This is a genomic window from Streptomyces sp. NPDC006283, assembly GCF_040613325.1.
Lineage (GTDB): Bacteria > Actinomycetota > Actinomycetes > Streptomycetales > Streptomycetaceae > Streptomyces.
The window spans coordinates 25,956-42,182 of record NZ_JBEXRZ010000020.1 but is presented as its reverse complement, the minus strand read 5'-3'; the positions used below and the strand labels follow the sequence as shown (position 1 = coordinate 42,182).

Below are 16,227 nucleotides of genomic sequence, written 5' to 3'. Positions count from 1 at the left end.
GCGGGAGTCTCAATGACGAAGTCAAGCCGCTTGCGTGATCGGTGGGGCGGCGGTGAAGAACCGTCCGTCACGCAGCAGCGCCCACAACACGCTCGCCCGTAGGCGGGCCAGAGCGATGACCGCCTGGACGTGCTTGCAGCCCTCGCCGCGCTTCTTGAGGTAGAACTCCCCGTTCGGTCCTTTGCGGATGATGCTGGCTGGGCGGACAAATAGAAGACGGCCGTCGAAACGAGCTGATCCGCCGCAACCCTTGTCGTATCCGGGGGCGGGCAAGGAAACCGCGGCCGAACGGCCCGTCGCCACCGTCGACCAGGTCGACGCGCTCGCCGACGCTCTCGGTCCTCGCTGGCGGCTGATGGTCTACCTCGGCGCGTACGGCCCTATGCGGCCGGAGGAGCAAGCCGAGCTGCGGCGCAAGGACGTCGACCTGGACGCGATGACCGTCTGCGTGCGCATGGCTGCGCCCGAGTTGAGGACCGGCCTTCGTGCTCCATGCGACACCGTGTCGGAGGCGGGCAAGTGGCTCGTGGTCCTGCCGGCCTTTCTGCGGACTGACCTTCGGCGGCATCTCGACTGGTACGCAGAGAAGGGAGGGGACGGACTTCTGTTCGTGGGGGAGAGGGGCAAGCCGTTCCGGCGTTCTTCGGGCGGAAGTGGCGCCGGGTCCGCGCTCTCGTCGGCATGCCGGACGGCTTCCGCTTCTACGACCTTCGTCACACCGGCCACACCCTCGCGACCCGGTCCGGGGCCACCCTCAAGGACACGATGGTCCGCGCCGGGCAGTCCTCGGAGAAGGCGGCGCTGATCTATCAGCACTCCGACTTGGACCGGCAGCAGGAAGTTGCAGGCGGGCTGGGTCAGCTGGTGCGGATCTGGTGCAAGGCGCTTAGCGCGGTCTAGACAACAAAAAAGCCCCGGGCCGCTGGCCTGGGGCTTTCTCGTGGAGCGGGTGACGGGAATCGAACCTGCGCTCTGAGCTTGGGAATCACCAGGCATTTGGGCGTGAACATGGCCCTGGCCTGCGTGAATATCCACTGTTGGCCCTGTTTCGACGGCCCTGCGAACCCCCTGCTGACCGCTCTTTACCGTTCCTACTGGCACGTTGTGGCACGGCACCCCGCAGTCACGTCCTCGTAGATGGCCGGCCCTGCGCCGTGCGCTGTGTTCGGTCAACCTCCGGGTTCAGGGGTCTTCGGCGCACGCTGGTGTCGCTCCGTCAGGCCGACCGGGGCGCGAACGCCTTGGAGCAGTCACCGCTCGCACCCTCGCCGGGGTCGGCGGAACGCGAAGTCTCGTCGCCCGCCCCTAGGCGCCACGGCGCGACTTCGCGGACAGGGCTCAGAGCTGGTTGATGTCCAGCTCCTTGATAGTGCGCTCGGCGACCTCTCGGCCCCGCTCCGTCAGATCACCCTTGCCCGGGTACAGGATGGTCAGCTTGTACATGTCACCGGACTTGGTCTTGTAGTAGAAGATGCGGAACTCGCGGGGGTCTGGGTAGTCGCTGTCCGAGGTGTCCACGAAGGAGCCCGAGTTCGTGGCGGCCTTCTGGCCCTTGTAGTCGATGTCGACCTTCGTCTGCATCTTCAGCTTCGAGTCGGAGCTGACTCCCAGGTCGCTGTTGCCGGTCTCGCGGAACGTCTCGGCGTCGTCGTACGCCTCCGCGGCGGCCGTGCCCGCGATCCCGCTCAGGCTGTCGTCCTTGCGGGTCAGGTCGAGCATGATCCAGACCGCACCGCTCGGGTCCTCGTACCGGACCCAGTCCTGGTCGCTGTTGGACTCCTTCGGCGTCCACCGTTCATAGGCGTCCGGCGCCGACACTGTCGCGCCGAGCTGCTTCTCGGCCCGCTGCTTCCACTTGCCGTCGTGATCGGCGCCGGCGGCGAACGGGTTCGCCAGCACCAGGGCCATGGCGACGAACGCGGCGACCACCGCGCCGCCCGTGCCGAGCAGCGCCTTGCGGCTCAGGGTCACGCCCTGCTCGCCGCCATTGCTCTGCGGCAGTGCGGAGTGCACCACCGTCGGCGTGGGCGGCGGGGGCGCGGCAGCATCCTCCAGAAGACGGCGTGCCCGGTCCGCGGACATCCGCCGGGCCGGGTCCTTCACCAGCAGGCCACCGATGGCCTGTGCGAGCGGGCCCTGCGCTGCTCCTGGCACGGGCGGATCGGTGTTGAGGACAGACTGCAGAGTGGCCGGGGTGTTACCGCGCCGGAACGGGGACACGCCCTCCGTCGCCGCGTACAGCACGACGCCGAGCGCCCAGAGATCGCTCGCCGGCCCCGGGCGCTGGCCCAGGACCCGCTCGGGCGCGATGAACTCCGGTGACCCGACGAAGCCGCCGGTGTCGGTCAGACTGGTCTCGCCCTCGATCTGGGCGATGCCGAAGTCGGTGAGGACCACCCGGTCGTGACGCCCGAGCAGGACATTGTCGGGCTTGACGTCACGATGCAGGATGCCGGCCTGATGCGCGGCCTCCAAGGCCCCGAGCACCTGCAGGCCGATCCGCGCGGCCTCGCGTGAGCCCAGCGTCCCTTCCTGCAGGACAGCACCGAGGGAGCTGCCCTGCACCAGCTCCATCACGATCCAGGGCTGGCCCCCCTCGACTGCCACATCGTGCACATTCACCACTGCCGGGTGATCGAGTCTCGCCGCGGCACGCGCCTCGCGGCGCATCCGCTCAAAGGCGTTGGCACGCTCGCGTTCGGGAAGGTGGTCGGGGAGCCGGGGCTCCTTGACGGCGACCTCGCGGCCGATCGTCTCGTCCGCAGCCCGCCACACGGTACCCATGCCACCGTGCCCCAGTTTGGCCAGCAGCCGGTACCGTCCGGCGATCAGCCGCCCCGCACCGGGGTCCGTCGCGTCGGACTGCGGCTGCGGCGCATGGTGCCCCGGCGCGGGGTACGGTGCCGGGGCCGGCCGGGACGGGTCGGGCTGCGGCGGGCGGAGTATGAAGCTGCTCGGCTCGCCGTTCCCATGAGGGGATCCCCCGTAGTTGCTCATGATTCTTCTCTATCGCGGATGCCGGAGCGAATTCCACTTCGGCTCCGAACTGTGACGAGGAACCTGCCTACTCCCGGACCAGTGCGACCGCTTGCCCGGTCGGTACGGCACCGGCTGTCTGCCGTCGGCCGAGATCGCGGGCCCGGGTAGTGTGCGCGGCCGTGGCGGGACGGAACTCCAGCCGGGAATCGATCTGTTGCATCGGGCTGACGACTTCCCGCCGACCGCCCCGGTGCTCGTGATCACCGACGGCACGGGGGGAGGAAACAAGGCGTCATGCGGCCTGGTCGGGGTGCCTCAATGATCACGGGCGGGCACCCTCGGGGGCACGATGGTTCTCGGCGGTTTGGTGGAGAGCGATCGCCTCCCGGCACCACGGCGGTACCGAAGCCGTGGCAGCACTAGCGCCGCTGCCCGACCCGTACGTCATCGTGCAGGTAGGTCAATCGCTGGCTTTGGCGAGGGGGTTGACGAGTTCGGGCAGGCCCTCTTCGGCCGGCTGCCGGCAGACCAAGTGTCCTCGTCTCGCGGGCCTTCCAGCGTCGGGCCGCTTCGGCCGCGCGGGACCGGGCATGATCCGGGCAGGATCGCCACCGATCTGGCAGTGATGCTCGCCGACGGCGGCGAGGCCATCGCGGATCTGGCCGTACTGCGGGACCAGGCAGGGGTGTTCGGTTCGGTCGCCTCAACGCCAACGGCCTGGCGGCTGCTGAGGCACACCGGCAACACCCTCGCCGCCGACGCGAGCACCAAGCTGAAGGACCTCATGGTCCGAGCTGGCCAGTCCTCGGAACGGGCACAGCTGATCTACCAGCACTCCACCAAGGAGCATCAGCAACGGCTCGCCGCCGACATCGATCTCGACGTGCGCCGCCGGCAGTCGGGCTCGGTATCCGGCACAGGGGGCGGTGCGACCGTGCACCCGCTGGTGCCGCGCCGGCCCAGTTCGGCCCCGCGCGCCGCAAGACGCTGATCGCGAAGTCTCAGAACTTCACGCTTGCACACGACGCGTAACGCGGGCGCCTGTGGCGCAGGTCACTTGAAGTCGATCTCACGATAGGGGACGTCGAGGCGTTGACAGCCGCTCCGTAGCCCGTCGCGTGCCATCGGTGCAGGTCCGGAGCGGTCGTATGGCACGCGAATGGCACGCCGCCTCGAAATGGTCTAGACAAGCAGCGAGGCCCCGGTCATTGACCTGGGCCTTCGTCGTGGAGCGGGTGACGGGAATCGAACCCGCGCTCTGAGCTTGGGAAGCTCATGTTCTACCATTAAACTACACCCGCGCAGCGCACCGGTGATCGGTGCCGCATCGTCGCACACTCTACCCCATCGCTCGCCCCACGGTGTATTTCGCCGCGGGGCTTTTGTGCTCTTCGGGGCCCGTACGCGGGTGCGGGGAGCGGGAGTTGGGGCGTACCGTGGCGGGCGGAGTGCCGCGTGTGGTGGTGTCCGGGTCATCCCCTAATGTGTGGGTCATCCGCATTCGCTGGGGAAGGGGCCCGATGGACTTGATGGAGCGCACCCTCGTTCGCTGTGCCGAGGGGCACGTGTTCAGTACCGCTTCGTTTCCGTTGCAGCAGCTGGGGGCCGACCGGATCGGGCCCGGGCGGCTCATCCGGTGTCCGCGCTGTGCGCGGCTGAGGAGTGCCGTGCCCGTGGGGCAGGGGCAGCAGAGCAAGCGGTAGAGGCGTAGGCGCGGAGCGCCGGAGACGGACGGGGCGCGTGGGCAGGTGTCCGATTGGGGGCCGCCCGCGCGCTCTGCGTATCCTCGGGACGTGCTTCTCTCAGACAAGGACATCCGGGCCGAGATCGACGCCGGGCGCGTGCGCATCGATCCGTACGACGAATCCATGGTGCAGCCCTCGAGCATCGATGTGCGGCTGGACCGCTACTTCCGGGTGTTCGAGAATCACCGCTACCCGCACATCGATCCGGCGGTGGAGCAGAGCGATCTGACCCGGCTCGTCGAGCCGGAGGGGGACGAGGCGTTCATCCTGCACCCCGGCGAGTTCGTGCTCGCGTCGACCTACGAGGTCATCTCGCTGCCGGACGATCTTGCGTCGAGGCTGGAGGGGAAGTCCAGTCTCGGGCGGCTCGGTCTGGTGACGCACTCGACGGCCGGCTTCATCGACCCCGGGTTCTCCGGGCACGTGACGCTCGAGTTGTCGAATCTCGCCACGCTGCCGATCAAGCTCTGGCCGGGCATGAAGATCGGGCAGCTCTGCATGTTCCGGCTCAGCTCGCCCGCGGAGGAGCCGTACGGGAGCGCGCGCTACGGCTCGCGGTACCAGGGGCAGCGCGGGCCGACGGCCTCCCGGTCGTTCATCAATTTCCATCGGACGCAGGTGTGAGGGCCGGACGACATGAGTGACGTACGCGAGAACCTGACGTACGAGAAGTTCGGCGGCGCGATCCGCGAGCTGGCGCAGACGATCGCCGACGACGGGTACGAGCCCGACGTCGTGCTGTCCATCGCGCGCGGTGGTGTGTTCGTGGCCGGCGGGCTGGCGTACGCGCTGGACTGCAAGAACATCCACCTGGTGAACGTCGAGTTCTACACGGGTGTGGGGACCACGCTCGAGATGCCGGTCATGCTGGCGCCTGTGCCGAACGCGATCGACTTCTCCAACAAGAAGGTCCTCATCGCGGACGACGTCGCCGACACCGGCAAGACGCTCAAGCTCGTACACGACTTCTGCCTGGACCACGTGGCGGAGGTCCGGTCCGCGGTCATCTATGAGAAGTCGCACTCGCTCGTGAAGTGCGAGTACGTCTGGAAGCGCACCGACGACTGGATCAACTTCCCGTGGTCTGCATTGCCTCCATGCCGTAAGTCTGGCACACCGATCACTCCGTCACGCGAGGCTCTATAAAGAGCCGCCTGACCTGCGGAAACTGTACCTCTCGGGCGTGGGTCCGGCGGGAGACCGTGACGTAGTGATCTTCCGCCACGCGCGGGAGGTGGAAGGGCTCCGACCGATAGTCGCAGCCCTTCTGTCACGTCTGCTCGATCTCTACCATCAAGAGTCGGAGGGTGAGCGAGTGCTTCTCTGGCGGTAGGGCGGCCATAGCGGCTCGGGCATACTCGGCGCCCCCGCGAGGATCACCACTGCGGGCGATCATCAAGCCACGATGCATCTCAAGGTGCGTCGCGAACCGCGGAAGGGTCTCGGGCAGCTCTCGTGCGGCCTGCTCCTGGGCCTCGATTGCTCCCTTCTCGTCTCCCAGCCGTGCGAGCAAGAGTGACAGGAACACGTTCATGCGCCACCACGGCACCGTGTAGTCCGACGTCTGCTCATGGGAGCCTGCGCGATCGAAGACGCGACGCCCCTCCTCGGCAAGGGACAGAGCGGCGGTGCGGTCGCCCCGGATCGCTGCTGCGTGCGCTTTACCCATGATCGCGTTCAAGAGGCCCAAGGAAGGCCTCTTGCTGATCGCCATGGCCTGATCCGCGAGGACGTCTGCGACGCCGAGCGACGCGCCTTCGTAGCCGAGAGCGATGGCCGCCCTTCCTCGGACCCAGACGCGGGCGTCGTCGTCGCCCGATTGGTCGGCGGACTGGGCGGCCATCCGGTACCAGTGCACTGCCTTGGCCCCGTCTGAACCGGGGAACGTCTTGGCGTACAGGGTCATCAGGCGTGAGGCGACGGACCAGAGTCGGGGCTGCTCCAGTTGCTGCTGGACTGCGACCAGTTCGCCGGCGACCTGGCGTTGAATGTCTGCGGCTCCCATGGACATGTATTGGGTGCCATACGTGGCTAGCTTGGCTTCCCATGCGTCCGTCGTGGGGCCGCCTTGGAGACGGGCCGCGAAGCCCATGGACAACAGGTCAGAGGCGACGACCGGAGCTATTGCAGCCCCGGCCACGTCGGTCAAAAAGGTTCGGCGCTTCACATCGTCCTCAAGTACGGCTAGGGGCACGTCAAGCACGGCGGAGAGGGCACGGAGGTAGAAACCTCCTGGCTGAATCTTGGAACACTCCCAGTTGCTGACGTACTCCCGCGTCAGGGCAGTGCCGTGAGCATCGTTGATCTCCGACGCCAACCGCCCCTGCGACCATCCGCGGGCTTTACGCAGCTCTCTGATCAGCTCGCCGATCCTCATACCGTCCATCCTCCCCCTCGAAAGTGCCACGCCGGGATGCAAGTGCCCAAGCCCTGAGGGAACTTCACACTACGGATCACACTAGTCCCGACATGTGACCGCCTCGATGCTTGCTGTGACGGCAAAAGGCTCACCATCAGGGGGCATGGCGATGACCACACACAAATCAACGCCCTTATCGGGCGTAGACCCTCCCGAGTCGCGACCTGGCATCGGCGACGTTGCGAAGGACGTGGACACCGGGCGGGTCGGGGTTGTGATGGGGCAGCTCGGTGGACGGGTGCAGATGCGGCCGGTGAGTGGCGGCATCGAATGGGACGCCATGCCTGAGAGAGTCACGGCACTCAGGGCGCGGGAAGAACTGAGCGCGCGCCTGGCCGTGAGGAACGGCAACAGCCGGTCCGGGCTGTGATGCGCGTCGTCGGCCGGCACGCCCGGGGTCCTGTTCATCATCTGCATCAGCGCCTCGTGCGGGCTGGTGCTTGGGATGGCCCTTGGCACCAGCCAGTAGACCGGCCAGCCTCGGACGGGTGCCAATCTACGGCTCCCCGTCCCCGTCCGGGGCTGGTCATCCAAGCCCGCTTCTCAGTCGTCTATGAGCCGAGCTCGACGGCCGGGGCGGGAGGTAAGTGCCCTGCACCGCTCACACAAGGAGATGTACGCATGACGGCAACGGCGAACGACCAGAAGACCGGACGCGCGGTGGCGGGCGAGGAGCTGTTCGAAAGCCTCACCCGCTTCGTGGTCGTCCACGACGGACAGACGCCCGAGCGTGCCGAGCGGATCGCGGACCAGGCCGTGGCCTTCCTGGTCACTGCTGCCACCGCCACCGTGTCCATGGTCCCGTCTGATGACGTGGATCTTGGGCTCCACGCGCTCATCCTGCACACGAAGGAGTACGCGGGGCTCTGCGAGAAGTACGCGGGTCGCTTCCTGCACCACAACCCGAAGCCGGGTGGGGGAGCGCGTGACCCGAAGTTGGTCGCCGCGTCGGCTCACGCGATGAAGGCAGCTGGATTCATGGTCTTCGACGACCTGTGGACCGTGAACGGCGAGAACCTGGCGCAGTGCGACGCTGACTGTGGGCGGCCCTACGGTCAGGCGTAGTCCCTCGGCAACAGCGCGCGCGGCCGACCTCTGCACCGGGGTCGGCCGCCGCGCCCATGAAAGGAGCGAACCACCTTGTTTGGCCGGACTCCAGAACTGCCAATCACGGTGCTCGACGCGCTCATGCCCGCGTCTCAGCGTCTCGTGCTGAACCGCCGCGGGTCCTCGGTCTGGGACGTGGAATGCGCTCGAGGCCGGTTCGCGGTGAAGCTCGGATACCCGATCGAGGCCACGCCCGAGTGGCCGGGCCAGCCGTGGACGGCACTCGCACCGGCCCGTGAGGGTGCGGTTCTCCATCGCCTCGGTGCCGATGACATCGCGTACGGGGAGTGGGAGCACGGAACGTGGAATGTCCAGCCGTGGCGTGAGGGTCCGGACCTGTATCGACTGTGGGAGCCGTGCCGCACAGAGGGTTCGTCCGTCGAACCGCACACGAGTGTGGTCCTGGGATGTGTGGAGGTCCTGGCCGAACTGCACGCGGCGGGCTGGGCTCACGGGGATGTGCAACCGGCTCACTTCATCGTCGGTCTCGAGCGGACGCACCTCATCGACCTCGCCCTGGCCCGCGGCGGGCATATCCCTGGCGGATACGACTTCCCCTTCCGGGGCTGCCTCGTCCACTACGAGGCACCGGAGATCGCACGCAGCGTGCTCGCCACCGGCGAAGCCGAGCCGACCCAGGCCGCTGACATCTATGCCCTCGGCGCCTCGCTTCTGATCTCCGCTACTGGATGGCGGGCGGTCGAGTATCCCGACGACGCACCGCGTCCGGTGCAGCGGCAGGCCATCGCGGACGGACGGCGTCGTTCCGTGACTGTGCCCGGGGAGTTGGGCCCCCTGGTCGAGGCAATGCTCAGCGTCACGCCTGAGGACCGGCCCACCATCTACGAAGTGGGCAAGGCGCTGAGCTGAGCGAGGCCCATCCGTCAACTGATGCCGCTGGCGGAGTCCGATGCACAACAACGAAAGACCGGACCGCCCCTGAGCCTGGACAGCGCGGGGTGGTCCGGTCGGGGTGTCCCTGTTCAGAACCCCGGTGCCGATGGTACCGGGGTGTTCGTCGTGCCTGAATGCGGGCTCGATCGCAACCCCTCTCCGGTGAAGCTGAGTTGAGAGGATTGGAGCGGTTTGCGGTGTGGCTGGCGGGGTTGGCTTGGTGGGGTGGGTCTGGGTGGCGCGGGTGTGATCGCGTCCGGCTGGAGCGGCTTTGGCCGGTGTCCTGCCCGGTTGGGGGTCGGGCATGGTCAGGGGGCCGTACGCTGTCCGGCTACTCGGGCAGGCTTTGTATCCTGCCCGCAATGTGTCCGAGTGGCCCCCTGGGCTTGCTCGACGAGGGGCCCCGGCCGGGGAGGTGGCTAAAGCCGTGGAGGCCGGTCGCCCCGGCTCTAGCCACCTCCCGCGTATGGCACCCGTATCCGTTCCTGAGGGCGCTCGTTGACTGGCTGAGGTGCTCACCGTCCGGGCCCTTTCCGGGGGGGACGGCAACACCTTGGCGCCCCGGATGCTGCGCCCTTCTTGACCTGCCTGGTGCGGCTCCGGGGCCTTCGCCTGTGCGGCCGGCGTGGTGGTCAGCGGGCTGGGTCTGCCTTGGGCTGATGGCCGGGGGCTGAGGATGGGCTCTGGTCGCTGGTGTCGGCCTGGTGCTGCGCGGGCTGGTCGGGCTGCTTCCTGGGCTGGCTGTCCGCCTTCGCGGTCATGCGCGCTGAGCGGGCGGGCCGCCGTGAGCGGTGGCGAAGACATGGAGCGGCGGCGGCCATGGGCCGCCAGCGCGCGCGGACCGCGTAAGCGGGCCGCCTTGATCCAGTAAAGAAACTCTGAACAGCTCGGCCTTGCCCGCGCCTTGGCCGGTCGTCGTGCGCCCCGCCGTCCGCGCCTGTGCCCGGCAAGTGAGTTCTGCGGATATATGCCCCTCTATCTCCGAGTTGGGGCACTTTGTGCTTGGGTTCGCGGAAACTTATCCACAGGCAAGTCATTGCAGGATGTTCGTGATGCGTGGCGCGGAACGCACTGAATGGGCCGTAATCGTTTCGTGACCTTCAGGGCCTGATTCGGGGAGTGGTTCGGGGAGTGGTGTGTGCTGGTCTGGCATTGCTACGGCGGCAAATGTGACTCGGTATGTGACGGTCGTCACGAAGTGTCACACGGGGCTGGAATTCGGCACCTGTAGCAAGCGAAGAGCGAAGTGCATTGCTGGTGCTCGCCAGTTCGACGTGAGAGGGGTGAGGGGAGTGGTTGGCGTCACAGAGGCTCGGGGTCGCACGGGCGGCCTCGGCGATACCTCTATGGGTGATCCGTGAGGGATCGGGCGGCGCAACATAGCCGCGAAGTGCCGGTTAGCCAAACCGGTGGTTCTCCGGACCATTCAAGGTCCCAGGTCGAAAGGTGGTCGGGCCCGGCACACGGCGAAACAAAGGCAGTGGACGCAACGGCGGGTGCAATTCCCGTCGCACGGGACGGGCTTGCTTCTTGTATCCCGTCCGGTGAGGCGTGGTTGTCGTCTGCCGTGGGCAAGGTCGGCGGGCCTGTTAGACCTGGGGAGGGCTTGCCCGGCGGGGTTTCCGGTTCCGCTGCTGGGGTGGGCAAGCCTTGGTCGGCAGGCGGGCAAGCCGTGGGCAAGCTTTCGGGCAAGCCTCGGTCGCTTGGGTGGATGCAGTACGGCACAACGGCACGAACGGAACGGGGAAGTCATGAGCGAGCAGATACGCCCGCAGAAAAGGGAGTTGATCAGCATTCACGTTCGGGATGTGCCCGAGGTGTCCACCATGATTCGGGAAATGGCAGCTACGGTGGCACGGCTGCGTCGTGAGTCGGAGGAAATGCGGGAAGAGCTGGCGCAGCTCAGGAACGCTCGTCGGCCTCGACTCGGGCCTTCAGTGCCGCGATCTCCTGGCGGATATCCTGGTTGTCCGCGCTGAGTGCCCGGATTTCGTCGCGCAAGGCGGTGAGTAGGTCGGTGAGGGTGGCCCCGGCGGCTTCTGTGTCGTCGGGTTTCGCCTCCGGTTCCTTCGCCTTCTCGGGTGCCTTGGGGGCATTGGCCAGGTACCAGGCGGGCGGGGTGTAGTCGATGCCGAACTGACCGGTCGTGTCGTGGTCGGCGACGAAACTGCCCCGGCCGTGGATCGTGTAGATCAATCCCTCGTCGCGTAGGACGTTGAGGGCGCTTCTCGCGGTCATGTTGGCGACGCCGAAGCGGTCTTGCAGCTCGCGAATCGACGGCATCTGCTCGCCCGGTTTGATCCGGCCCTTGAGGATGTCGCGCCGAAGCTCGTCGGCGGCGTGCTGATATGGCGGCCGGCGGTCGGGCTTGCTCTCTTGGGCTGGACTCATGACGCCCAGGGTAGCGACTCCTAGCACCCCTAGCACACCCCACTGACATAGCTCCGCTATGTCTGCTGCCACCTAGCTCACCACTGTCACTTGACAGTGCTAGGTCAGCTATGTTGAATGGTGATCACGCCTCGCCACTCCGGCGGAGCGCAACGAAGGGAAGTAACACCCATGGCCCGTATCCGTGTTGGCCTGCTCCCGTCCGCGTCGTTCATGGTCGGCACCCTGCCTGTGCCGAAGTACACCGATCAGGAGAAGACGCAGTTCGCCACCGACCGCGAGACCGGCGTGAAGCTCTACACGGTCACCCTCTTCTTCATGGAGGAGGACCGTGCGGAGGCGCTGAAGATCACCGTTCCGGAGAACGGCCTTCCCAACGGCCTTAAGCCCGGTATGCCGGTCATGCCGGTGGAGCTGTTCGCTACCCCGTGGGCGCGGATCTTCAATGGCTCGCTTTCGGACGGCATCGCCTACCGCGCGGCCTCGCTGGAATTGGTAGGCCCAGCTGCTGAGGCAGCGAAGAAGACCGCCGCGTGAGCGAGCACGCAGGCGACGAGGTGTTCTGGCTCGGCGGTGAGCGTGTCTACCCGATACGCCACGCCGGGCCGGACCCCCGGTTCGCCGAATCCCTCGTCAACTCCGTCGCCGCACTCCTGGCCGCCTACGGCTATCCGCCCGTCACACAGGTGGGCGACTGGGCGGCCCTCGAATCGGTCCTCGCGGGCTACCTGTACGACTTCAGCAAGGAGAACCCCGAATGACCGACATAACGCAACTGGCCGAAGGGGTGGGCGTCTACGGCCCCCTGGTGGTGGGCCTGCTGCTCACCGCTGGTGGTGGTTGGGCGGTGTGGTGGATCGTCCGCTACCTGTTGGCTGACCCGATGACTCGCCTGTCCATCCGGCAGGCCGTGCGGGTGCGGCGGGGATGGAAGCGGCTCGCGCCGATGCTCAAGCTCGCGGCCACCGACAAGACTCCGACAGCGCTCGCCTCGCTGTCGAACACAGACGGCAAGCCCATCAAACCGCGGGTCCTGATCCCGGCCCTCAAGGTCACCCACGACGCCTATGGGGTGATCGCGCGGGCGACCTGTCTGCCCGGCGTCGGTCTGGAGGAGTTTCAGAAGGCGGCGCCGCACCTGGCGAACGCCTGGCGCTGCACACGGGTTGCGGTCACCCAAGACGACCCTGGTCAGGTCGTCATCCGTGGCGTGCGGCTTGATCCGCTCAAGTTCAAGACCGAACACCGCCCCACCGGTCTCGTGCCGGACGAGGTGGCCCGGTGGAATCTGGGCCTGGACGAGTACGCGCGGCCCGTGTCGGTGGACCTCACACAGGTGCCCGGCGTGACGGTGGCCGGCCTCCCCGGCTTCGGCAAGACCTCACTCATCAACTGCCTGATGTGCGACTGGGCACCCTCGGCGGCGGTGCAGTTCGCCGGAGCGGACGGCAAGGTCAAGGCCGCCTATGAGGGCGACTACGCCGACCTGGTGAAGCGCATGTTCGCCTTCGTCGGCGACGACCTGGAAGAGGCCAACACCCTCTTCCACCGCCTCGTCGCCCTGCGCCGTGACCGCTCCTCGGCCATCAAAGCCGTGCTCGGGGTGAAGTCGATGTGGGACGTCGGCCCGACCGAGGAATGGCCCCTCGTCGTGCTGATCATCGATGAGGCGCACACCTACTTCCGCGACCACAAGGGCAGTGACCCCAAGACGAAGAAACTCGCAGCCCTGGCGGCGGAGAACGCCCGCCTCGTGGAAGAGTTGGTCAAGATGGGTCGCAGCGTCGGCATCCTCGTCGTCCTCGCAACCCAGAAGTCCACCGGGGATGCGATCCCCACATTTATCCGCGACGTGTGCCCGGTCGGCCTGAGCTTCGCGCAGAAGACCGCCGAAGCTGCCGTTGCGGCTCTCGGTGAAGAGATCCGCAACTGGCCCGACGCCAACCCGATCAACCTGCAAGACCCCGCCTATGTCGGCGTCGCCGCGATGAACCACCAGTCGCAGCCCGGGTTCACTCGCATCCGCACCCCCTACGTGCCCGACGCCTGCGCCGCCGACCTCGCCCACGCAACCGCCCACCTCACCCAGGACCCCGCCGCACTCCTCAAGGCACAGCTCGGACGTACACAGGTCGTGCTCCGCAAGGACCTCGACACCACAGCCTGAGCAGCGCCAACGCCCCGACATAGGCCGGTTGAAAGGAGGTGAACACCCATGACGACTGAAGACCGGATCACCCAGCGCACCGTCACAGCCGTGATGATCGTCATCGCCCTGCTCGCGTTCGTCTTCTCCTTCGGCAACGTGTGGGCCCTCGCCCTGCGCCTGGGCGTGCCCGAACCGATCGCGCCACTCATCGCCCCCATGGTGGACCTGTCCGTCGTCGGCCTCCTGGTCGCGCTGCGCTACCTCTCCCTGCGCGGCGTCCCGCCCAGGGACATGACAGCGGCAACCCGGCTCATGCACTTCTCCGGACTGCTGACACTGGCCCTCAACGTCGCCGAACCCATCGCCGCCGGACACTACGGCCGCGCAGCCGTGGACGCGGTCGCCCCGCTCCTCCTCCTCGGCTGGGGCACCGTCGGCCCACAGCTCCTGCGCGCCTTTACCTCGGTCACCGACACCGCCGACCCAGCCCTCGAACCCGCCCTGGCCCCGGCCGCTGCACCGATCGAAACCGAACCGGTGCCTGGTGCGGCCCCGGCCACCGATCGGGCTCCGACCTCCGTCGAGGCTGCAGCACCGGCTGTTCCGGTGCCCGGCCCGGTGGCGCCTACGGTCAAGGTCCCTGAGCCGCTGCTCACCGAAGCACGCTCCATCGCCGCATCCCACGACGCCGAACACGGCGAGGCAATCACCCCGGCACAGCTCAAGATGCGGCTCGGCATCGGCCTTCCCATGGCCACCGCCCTCCACGCCGCCCTGTAGCGCCGCACTCCCCGCCGGCCTTCCCGGTAACGCTCACCCGCCCGCCCTGGCTCGACTCGCCAGGCCTGCGGGCAGCAGCCCAGCGCCCGCAAGCGGCTGCTGCCCGCCTGGCGGACGACCGGATTCGACGGGCGACCACCTCTCTCCACCTTCGTGCCAGAAGGGACACCCCGCCACTCATGCGCCGCCAACTCGACCTGCGCCACATCGCTAGTCCCGGCCTGCGGGACCTGATCGAACTGGCCAACACCCACGACTTCGAACGCGTGCAAGAACAGGTCCGCAACCTGCGCGGCTGCACCAGCCCTGTCAATCTCCACGGCTGGACCATCACCACCAACGAAGCCACCAAAGAAGTGGTGCGCTCCTACCGCTCCGAGGACGAACCCTCCGGTCGCCTGCTCACCGCGTGCGGCAACCGCCGCTCGACCCGTTGCCCCGCCTGCTCGCGGGTGTACGCCGCCGACACTTACCACCTGATCAAGGCCGGTCTGTCCGGCGGTAAGAACGTCGCCGAAACCGTCCGCGACCACCCCCGCGCCTTCGTCACCCTCACCGCCCCCTCCTTCGGCCCCGTCCACCGCAGCACCGACAGTGCGGGCAAACCCCGCCGCTGCCGCTGCGGCGTCCAGCACGCCGACGACGACCCGGCTTTGAGCACCCCGCTGGACCCGGCCACCTACGACTACACGGGAGCCGTGCTCTGGAACGCGCACGCCGGGCAGCTCTGGGCGCGCTTCACCACCTACCTGCGCCGCGCCCTGGCCGAACACCTCGGCATGACGCAGAAGGCGCTGAACGCGGCCCTTCGCGTCTCCTTCGCCAAGGTCGCCGAGTACCAAAAGCGCGGCCTGGTCCACTTCCACGCCGTCATCCGCTTCGACGGACCCGACGGCCACACCACGCCGCCTCCACCCTGGGCCACCTTCGACGCCCTTCGCGTCGCCGTGGGCCTGTCCGTCGACCGCGCCCGGCTCACCGTCGACTCCGACGCCATCGGCGAACGCATCATCGCTTGGGGCGGCCGGTTCAAGGTGGACCCCATCAAAGCCCTCGGCAACGGCGAACTCACCGACGCCCGCGTCGCCGAGTACACCGAAAGCAAGGTCGCCGGATACGTCGCCAAGTACGCCACAAAGAGCGCCGAAGGAGCGGGCACCGTCGACCGCACGCTCGTGTGCCGCCCTTGCAAGGGACGCGGTTTCGTACGCGGCCTCGCAGAGCTACGCGAAAGGTGCCCGGACTGCGACGGCACCGGACAAGCCGAACCCCTGCGGGACCTCCGCGTCCAACAGCACGTCCGGCAAATGATCCGCACCGCCTGGGCCCTCGGCCACCTCCCTGAGTTCACACACCTCAAGCTCTGGAAGTGGGCCCACATGCTCGGCTTCCGCGGCCACTTCTCCAGCAAGAGCCGCGCCTACTCCACCACCCTCGGCGCACTCCGCGACGTACGCCGCGCTTGGCGCACCGCACAAGCCGACCACGCCCGCACCGCGGCCGGCCTCCCCACCCACGACGAGAACACCACCCTCGTCACCGACTCCTCGTGGACCTACCTCAGCAGCGGCTACCGCCCCGGCGAAGAACTAATCGCCGCACAGACCCGCTACGACATCGCCCAAGCCCGCGAACGAGCCGATCGGGTCACAACTGAAGGGGAGGTGTGGCAGTGACGATTGTGGTCGCACCCTCGATGCAGACGCTGAGCAATAGCACCGCTGGTGTGATGCGAGAGCCTGCCACGCCGGATGAGACTGCCG

At 67.6% G+C, this 16,227-nt stretch carries 14 protein-coding genes, 1 tRNA gene and 4 pseudogenes; 14 read left to right on the top strand and 5 right to left on the bottom strand.

The features are described 5' to 3' along the window. Window positions 1-21: 21 nt before the first annotated feature. Window positions 22-195: pseudogene (locus ABZ070_RS07180) on the bottom strand (IS110 family transposase); the annotation flags it as partial. A 32-nt stretch (window positions 196-227) separates the two neighbouring features. Between ABZ070_RS07180 and ABZ070_RS07175 the strand changes: the two are divergent. Further along, a pseudogene (locus tag ABZ070_RS07175) lies at window positions 228-900 on the top strand (tyrosine-type recombinase/integrase); the annotation flags it as partial. A 438-nt stretch (window positions 901-1,338) separates the two neighbouring features. Here the strand turns inward: ABZ070_RS07175 and ABZ070_RS07170 are convergent. Further along, window positions 1,339-2,997: a serine/threonine-protein kinase gene (locus ABZ070_RS07170; RefSeq protein ID WP_356630839.1), complete on the bottom strand. Its 1,659-nt coding sequence runs from the start codon at window positions 2,995-2,997 to the stop codon at window positions 1,339-1,341. A 538-nt stretch (window positions 2,998-3,535) separates the two neighbouring features. Between ABZ070_RS07170 and ABZ070_RS07165 the strand changes: the two are divergent. Together ABZ070_RS07165 and ABZ070_RS07160 are read left to right on the top strand one after the other, a co-directional pair. Continuing rightward, window positions 3,536-3,709 (top strand): annotated as a pseudogene (locus tag ABZ070_RS07165) (IS1380 family transposase); the annotation flags it as partial. Beyond that, window positions 3,707-3,970: pseudogene (locus ABZ070_RS07160) on the top strand (site-specific integrase); the annotation flags it as partial. The pseudogenes ABZ070_RS07165 and ABZ070_RS07160, both read left to right, overlap by 3 nt. A gap of 236 nt (window positions 3,971-4,206) precedes the next feature. Here ABZ070_RS07160 and ABZ070_RS07155 read toward each other — a convergent pair. After that, a tRNA-Gly gene (locus ABZ070_RS07155) sits at window positions 4,207-4,280 on the bottom strand. Window positions 4,281-4,499: 219 nt separating this feature from the next. Between ABZ070_RS07155 and ABZ070_RS07150 the strand changes: the two genes are divergently transcribed. The 3 genes from ABZ070_RS07150 to ABZ070_RS07140 all read left to right on the top strand — a co-directional run bounded on the left by ABZ070_RS07150 (window position 4,500) and on the right by ABZ070_RS07140 (window position 5,870). Further along, window positions 4,500-4,682 (top strand): hypothetical protein, encoded by a 183-nt coding sequence (locus tag ABZ070_RS07150; RefSeq protein WP_356630837.1) that lies wholly within the window; start codon window positions 4,500-4,502, stop codon window positions 4,680-4,682. 90 nt (window positions 4,683-4,772) lie between these two features. Next, window positions 4,773-5,348 (top strand): dCTP deaminase, encoded by a 576-nt coding sequence (dcd, locus tag ABZ070_RS07145; protein ID WP_356630835.1) that lies wholly within the window; start codon window positions 4,773-4,775, stop codon window positions 5,346-5,348. A 12-nt stretch (window positions 5,349-5,360) separates the two neighbouring features. Beyond that, window positions 5,361-5,870, top strand: a complete 510-nt coding sequence (locus ABZ070_RS07140; RefSeq protein WP_356630833.1) for a phosphoribosyltransferase — start codon at window positions 5,361-5,363, stop codon at window positions 5,868-5,870. A 124-nt stretch (window positions 5,871-5,994) separates the two neighbouring features. Here the strand turns inward: ABZ070_RS07140 and ABZ070_RS07135 are convergent, their stop codons facing one another. Further along, window positions 5,995-7,101 (bottom strand): helix-turn-helix transcriptional regulator, encoded by a 1,107-nt coding sequence (locus ABZ070_RS07135; RefSeq protein ID WP_356630831.1) that lies wholly within the window; start codon window positions 7,099-7,101, stop codon window positions 5,995-5,997. A gap of 151 nt (window positions 7,102-7,252) precedes the next feature. Here ABZ070_RS07135 and ABZ070_RS07130 point away from each other — a divergent pair, with 151 nt between their 5' ends. The 3 genes from ABZ070_RS07130 to ABZ070_RS07120 all read left to right on the top strand — a co-directional run bounded on the left by ABZ070_RS07130 (window position 7,253) and on the right by ABZ070_RS07120 (window position 9,120). Next, window positions 7,253-7,513, top strand: coding sequence for a hypothetical protein (locus tag ABZ070_RS07130; RefSeq protein WP_356630877.1), 261 nt, complete (start codon window positions 7,253-7,255; stop codon window positions 7,511-7,513). Window positions 7,514-7,764: 251 nt separating this feature from the next. Then, window positions 7,765-8,208 (top strand): hypothetical protein, encoded by a 444-nt coding sequence (locus tag ABZ070_RS07125; protein ID WP_356630829.1) that lies wholly within the window; start codon window positions 7,765-7,767, stop codon window positions 8,206-8,208. Between the two features lie 123 nt (window positions 8,209-8,331). Next, the gene (locus tag ABZ070_RS07120; RefSeq protein ID WP_356630827.1) at window positions 8,332-9,120 is read left to right on the top strand and encodes a protein kinase; all 789 of its coding nucleotides are present in this window, start codon (window positions 8,332-8,334) and stop codon (window positions 9,118-9,120) included. A 1,926-nt stretch (window positions 9,121-11,046) separates the two neighbouring features. Here the strand turns inward: ABZ070_RS07120 and ABZ070_RS07115 are convergent. Next, the gene (locus ABZ070_RS07115; protein WP_356630825.1) at window positions 11,047-11,535 is read right to left on the bottom strand and encodes an SCO5717 family growth-regulating ATPase; all 489 of its coding nucleotides are present in this window, start codon (window positions 11,533-11,535) and stop codon (window positions 11,047-11,049) included. A 171-nt stretch (window positions 11,536-11,706) separates the two neighbouring features. Here ABZ070_RS07115 and ABZ070_RS07110 point away from each other — a divergent pair, with 171 nt between their 5' ends. From ABZ070_RS07110 to ABZ070_RS07090, 5 genes are all read left to right on the top strand, one after another. Beyond that, on the top strand, window positions 11,707-12,072 hold the full coding sequence (locus tag ABZ070_RS07110) for a hypothetical protein (RefSeq protein WP_356630823.1): 366 nt from the start codon (window positions 11,707-11,709) through the stop codon (window positions 12,070-12,072). Then, the gene (locus ABZ070_RS07105) at window positions 12,069-12,296 is read left to right on the top strand and encodes a hypothetical protein (RefSeq protein ID WP_356630821.1); all 228 of its coding nucleotides are present in this window, start codon (window positions 12,069-12,071) and stop codon (window positions 12,294-12,296) included. The genes ABZ070_RS07110 and ABZ070_RS07105 overlap by 4 nt, the downstream gene beginning before the upstream one ends. Beyond that, window positions 12,293-13,702, top strand: coding sequence for a cell division protein FtsK (locus ABZ070_RS07100; RefSeq protein WP_356630819.1), 1,410 nt, complete (start codon window positions 12,293-12,295; stop codon window positions 13,700-13,702). The genes ABZ070_RS07105 and ABZ070_RS07100 overlap by 4 nt, the downstream gene beginning before the upstream one ends. Window positions 13,703-13,750: 48 nt before the next feature. Continuing rightward, on the top strand, window positions 13,751-14,464 hold the full coding sequence (locus tag ABZ070_RS07095; RefSeq protein ID WP_356630817.1) for a DUF2637 domain-containing protein: 714 nt from the start codon (window positions 13,751-13,753) through the stop codon (window positions 14,462-14,464). Window positions 14,465-14,643: 179 nt separating this feature from the next. Beyond that, on the top strand, window positions 14,644-16,140 hold the full coding sequence (locus ABZ070_RS07090; RefSeq protein WP_356630815.1) for a replication initiator: 1,497 nt from the start codon (window positions 14,644-14,646) through the stop codon (window positions 16,138-16,140). The last annotated feature ends 87 nt before the right edge of the window (window positions 16,141-16,227 follow it).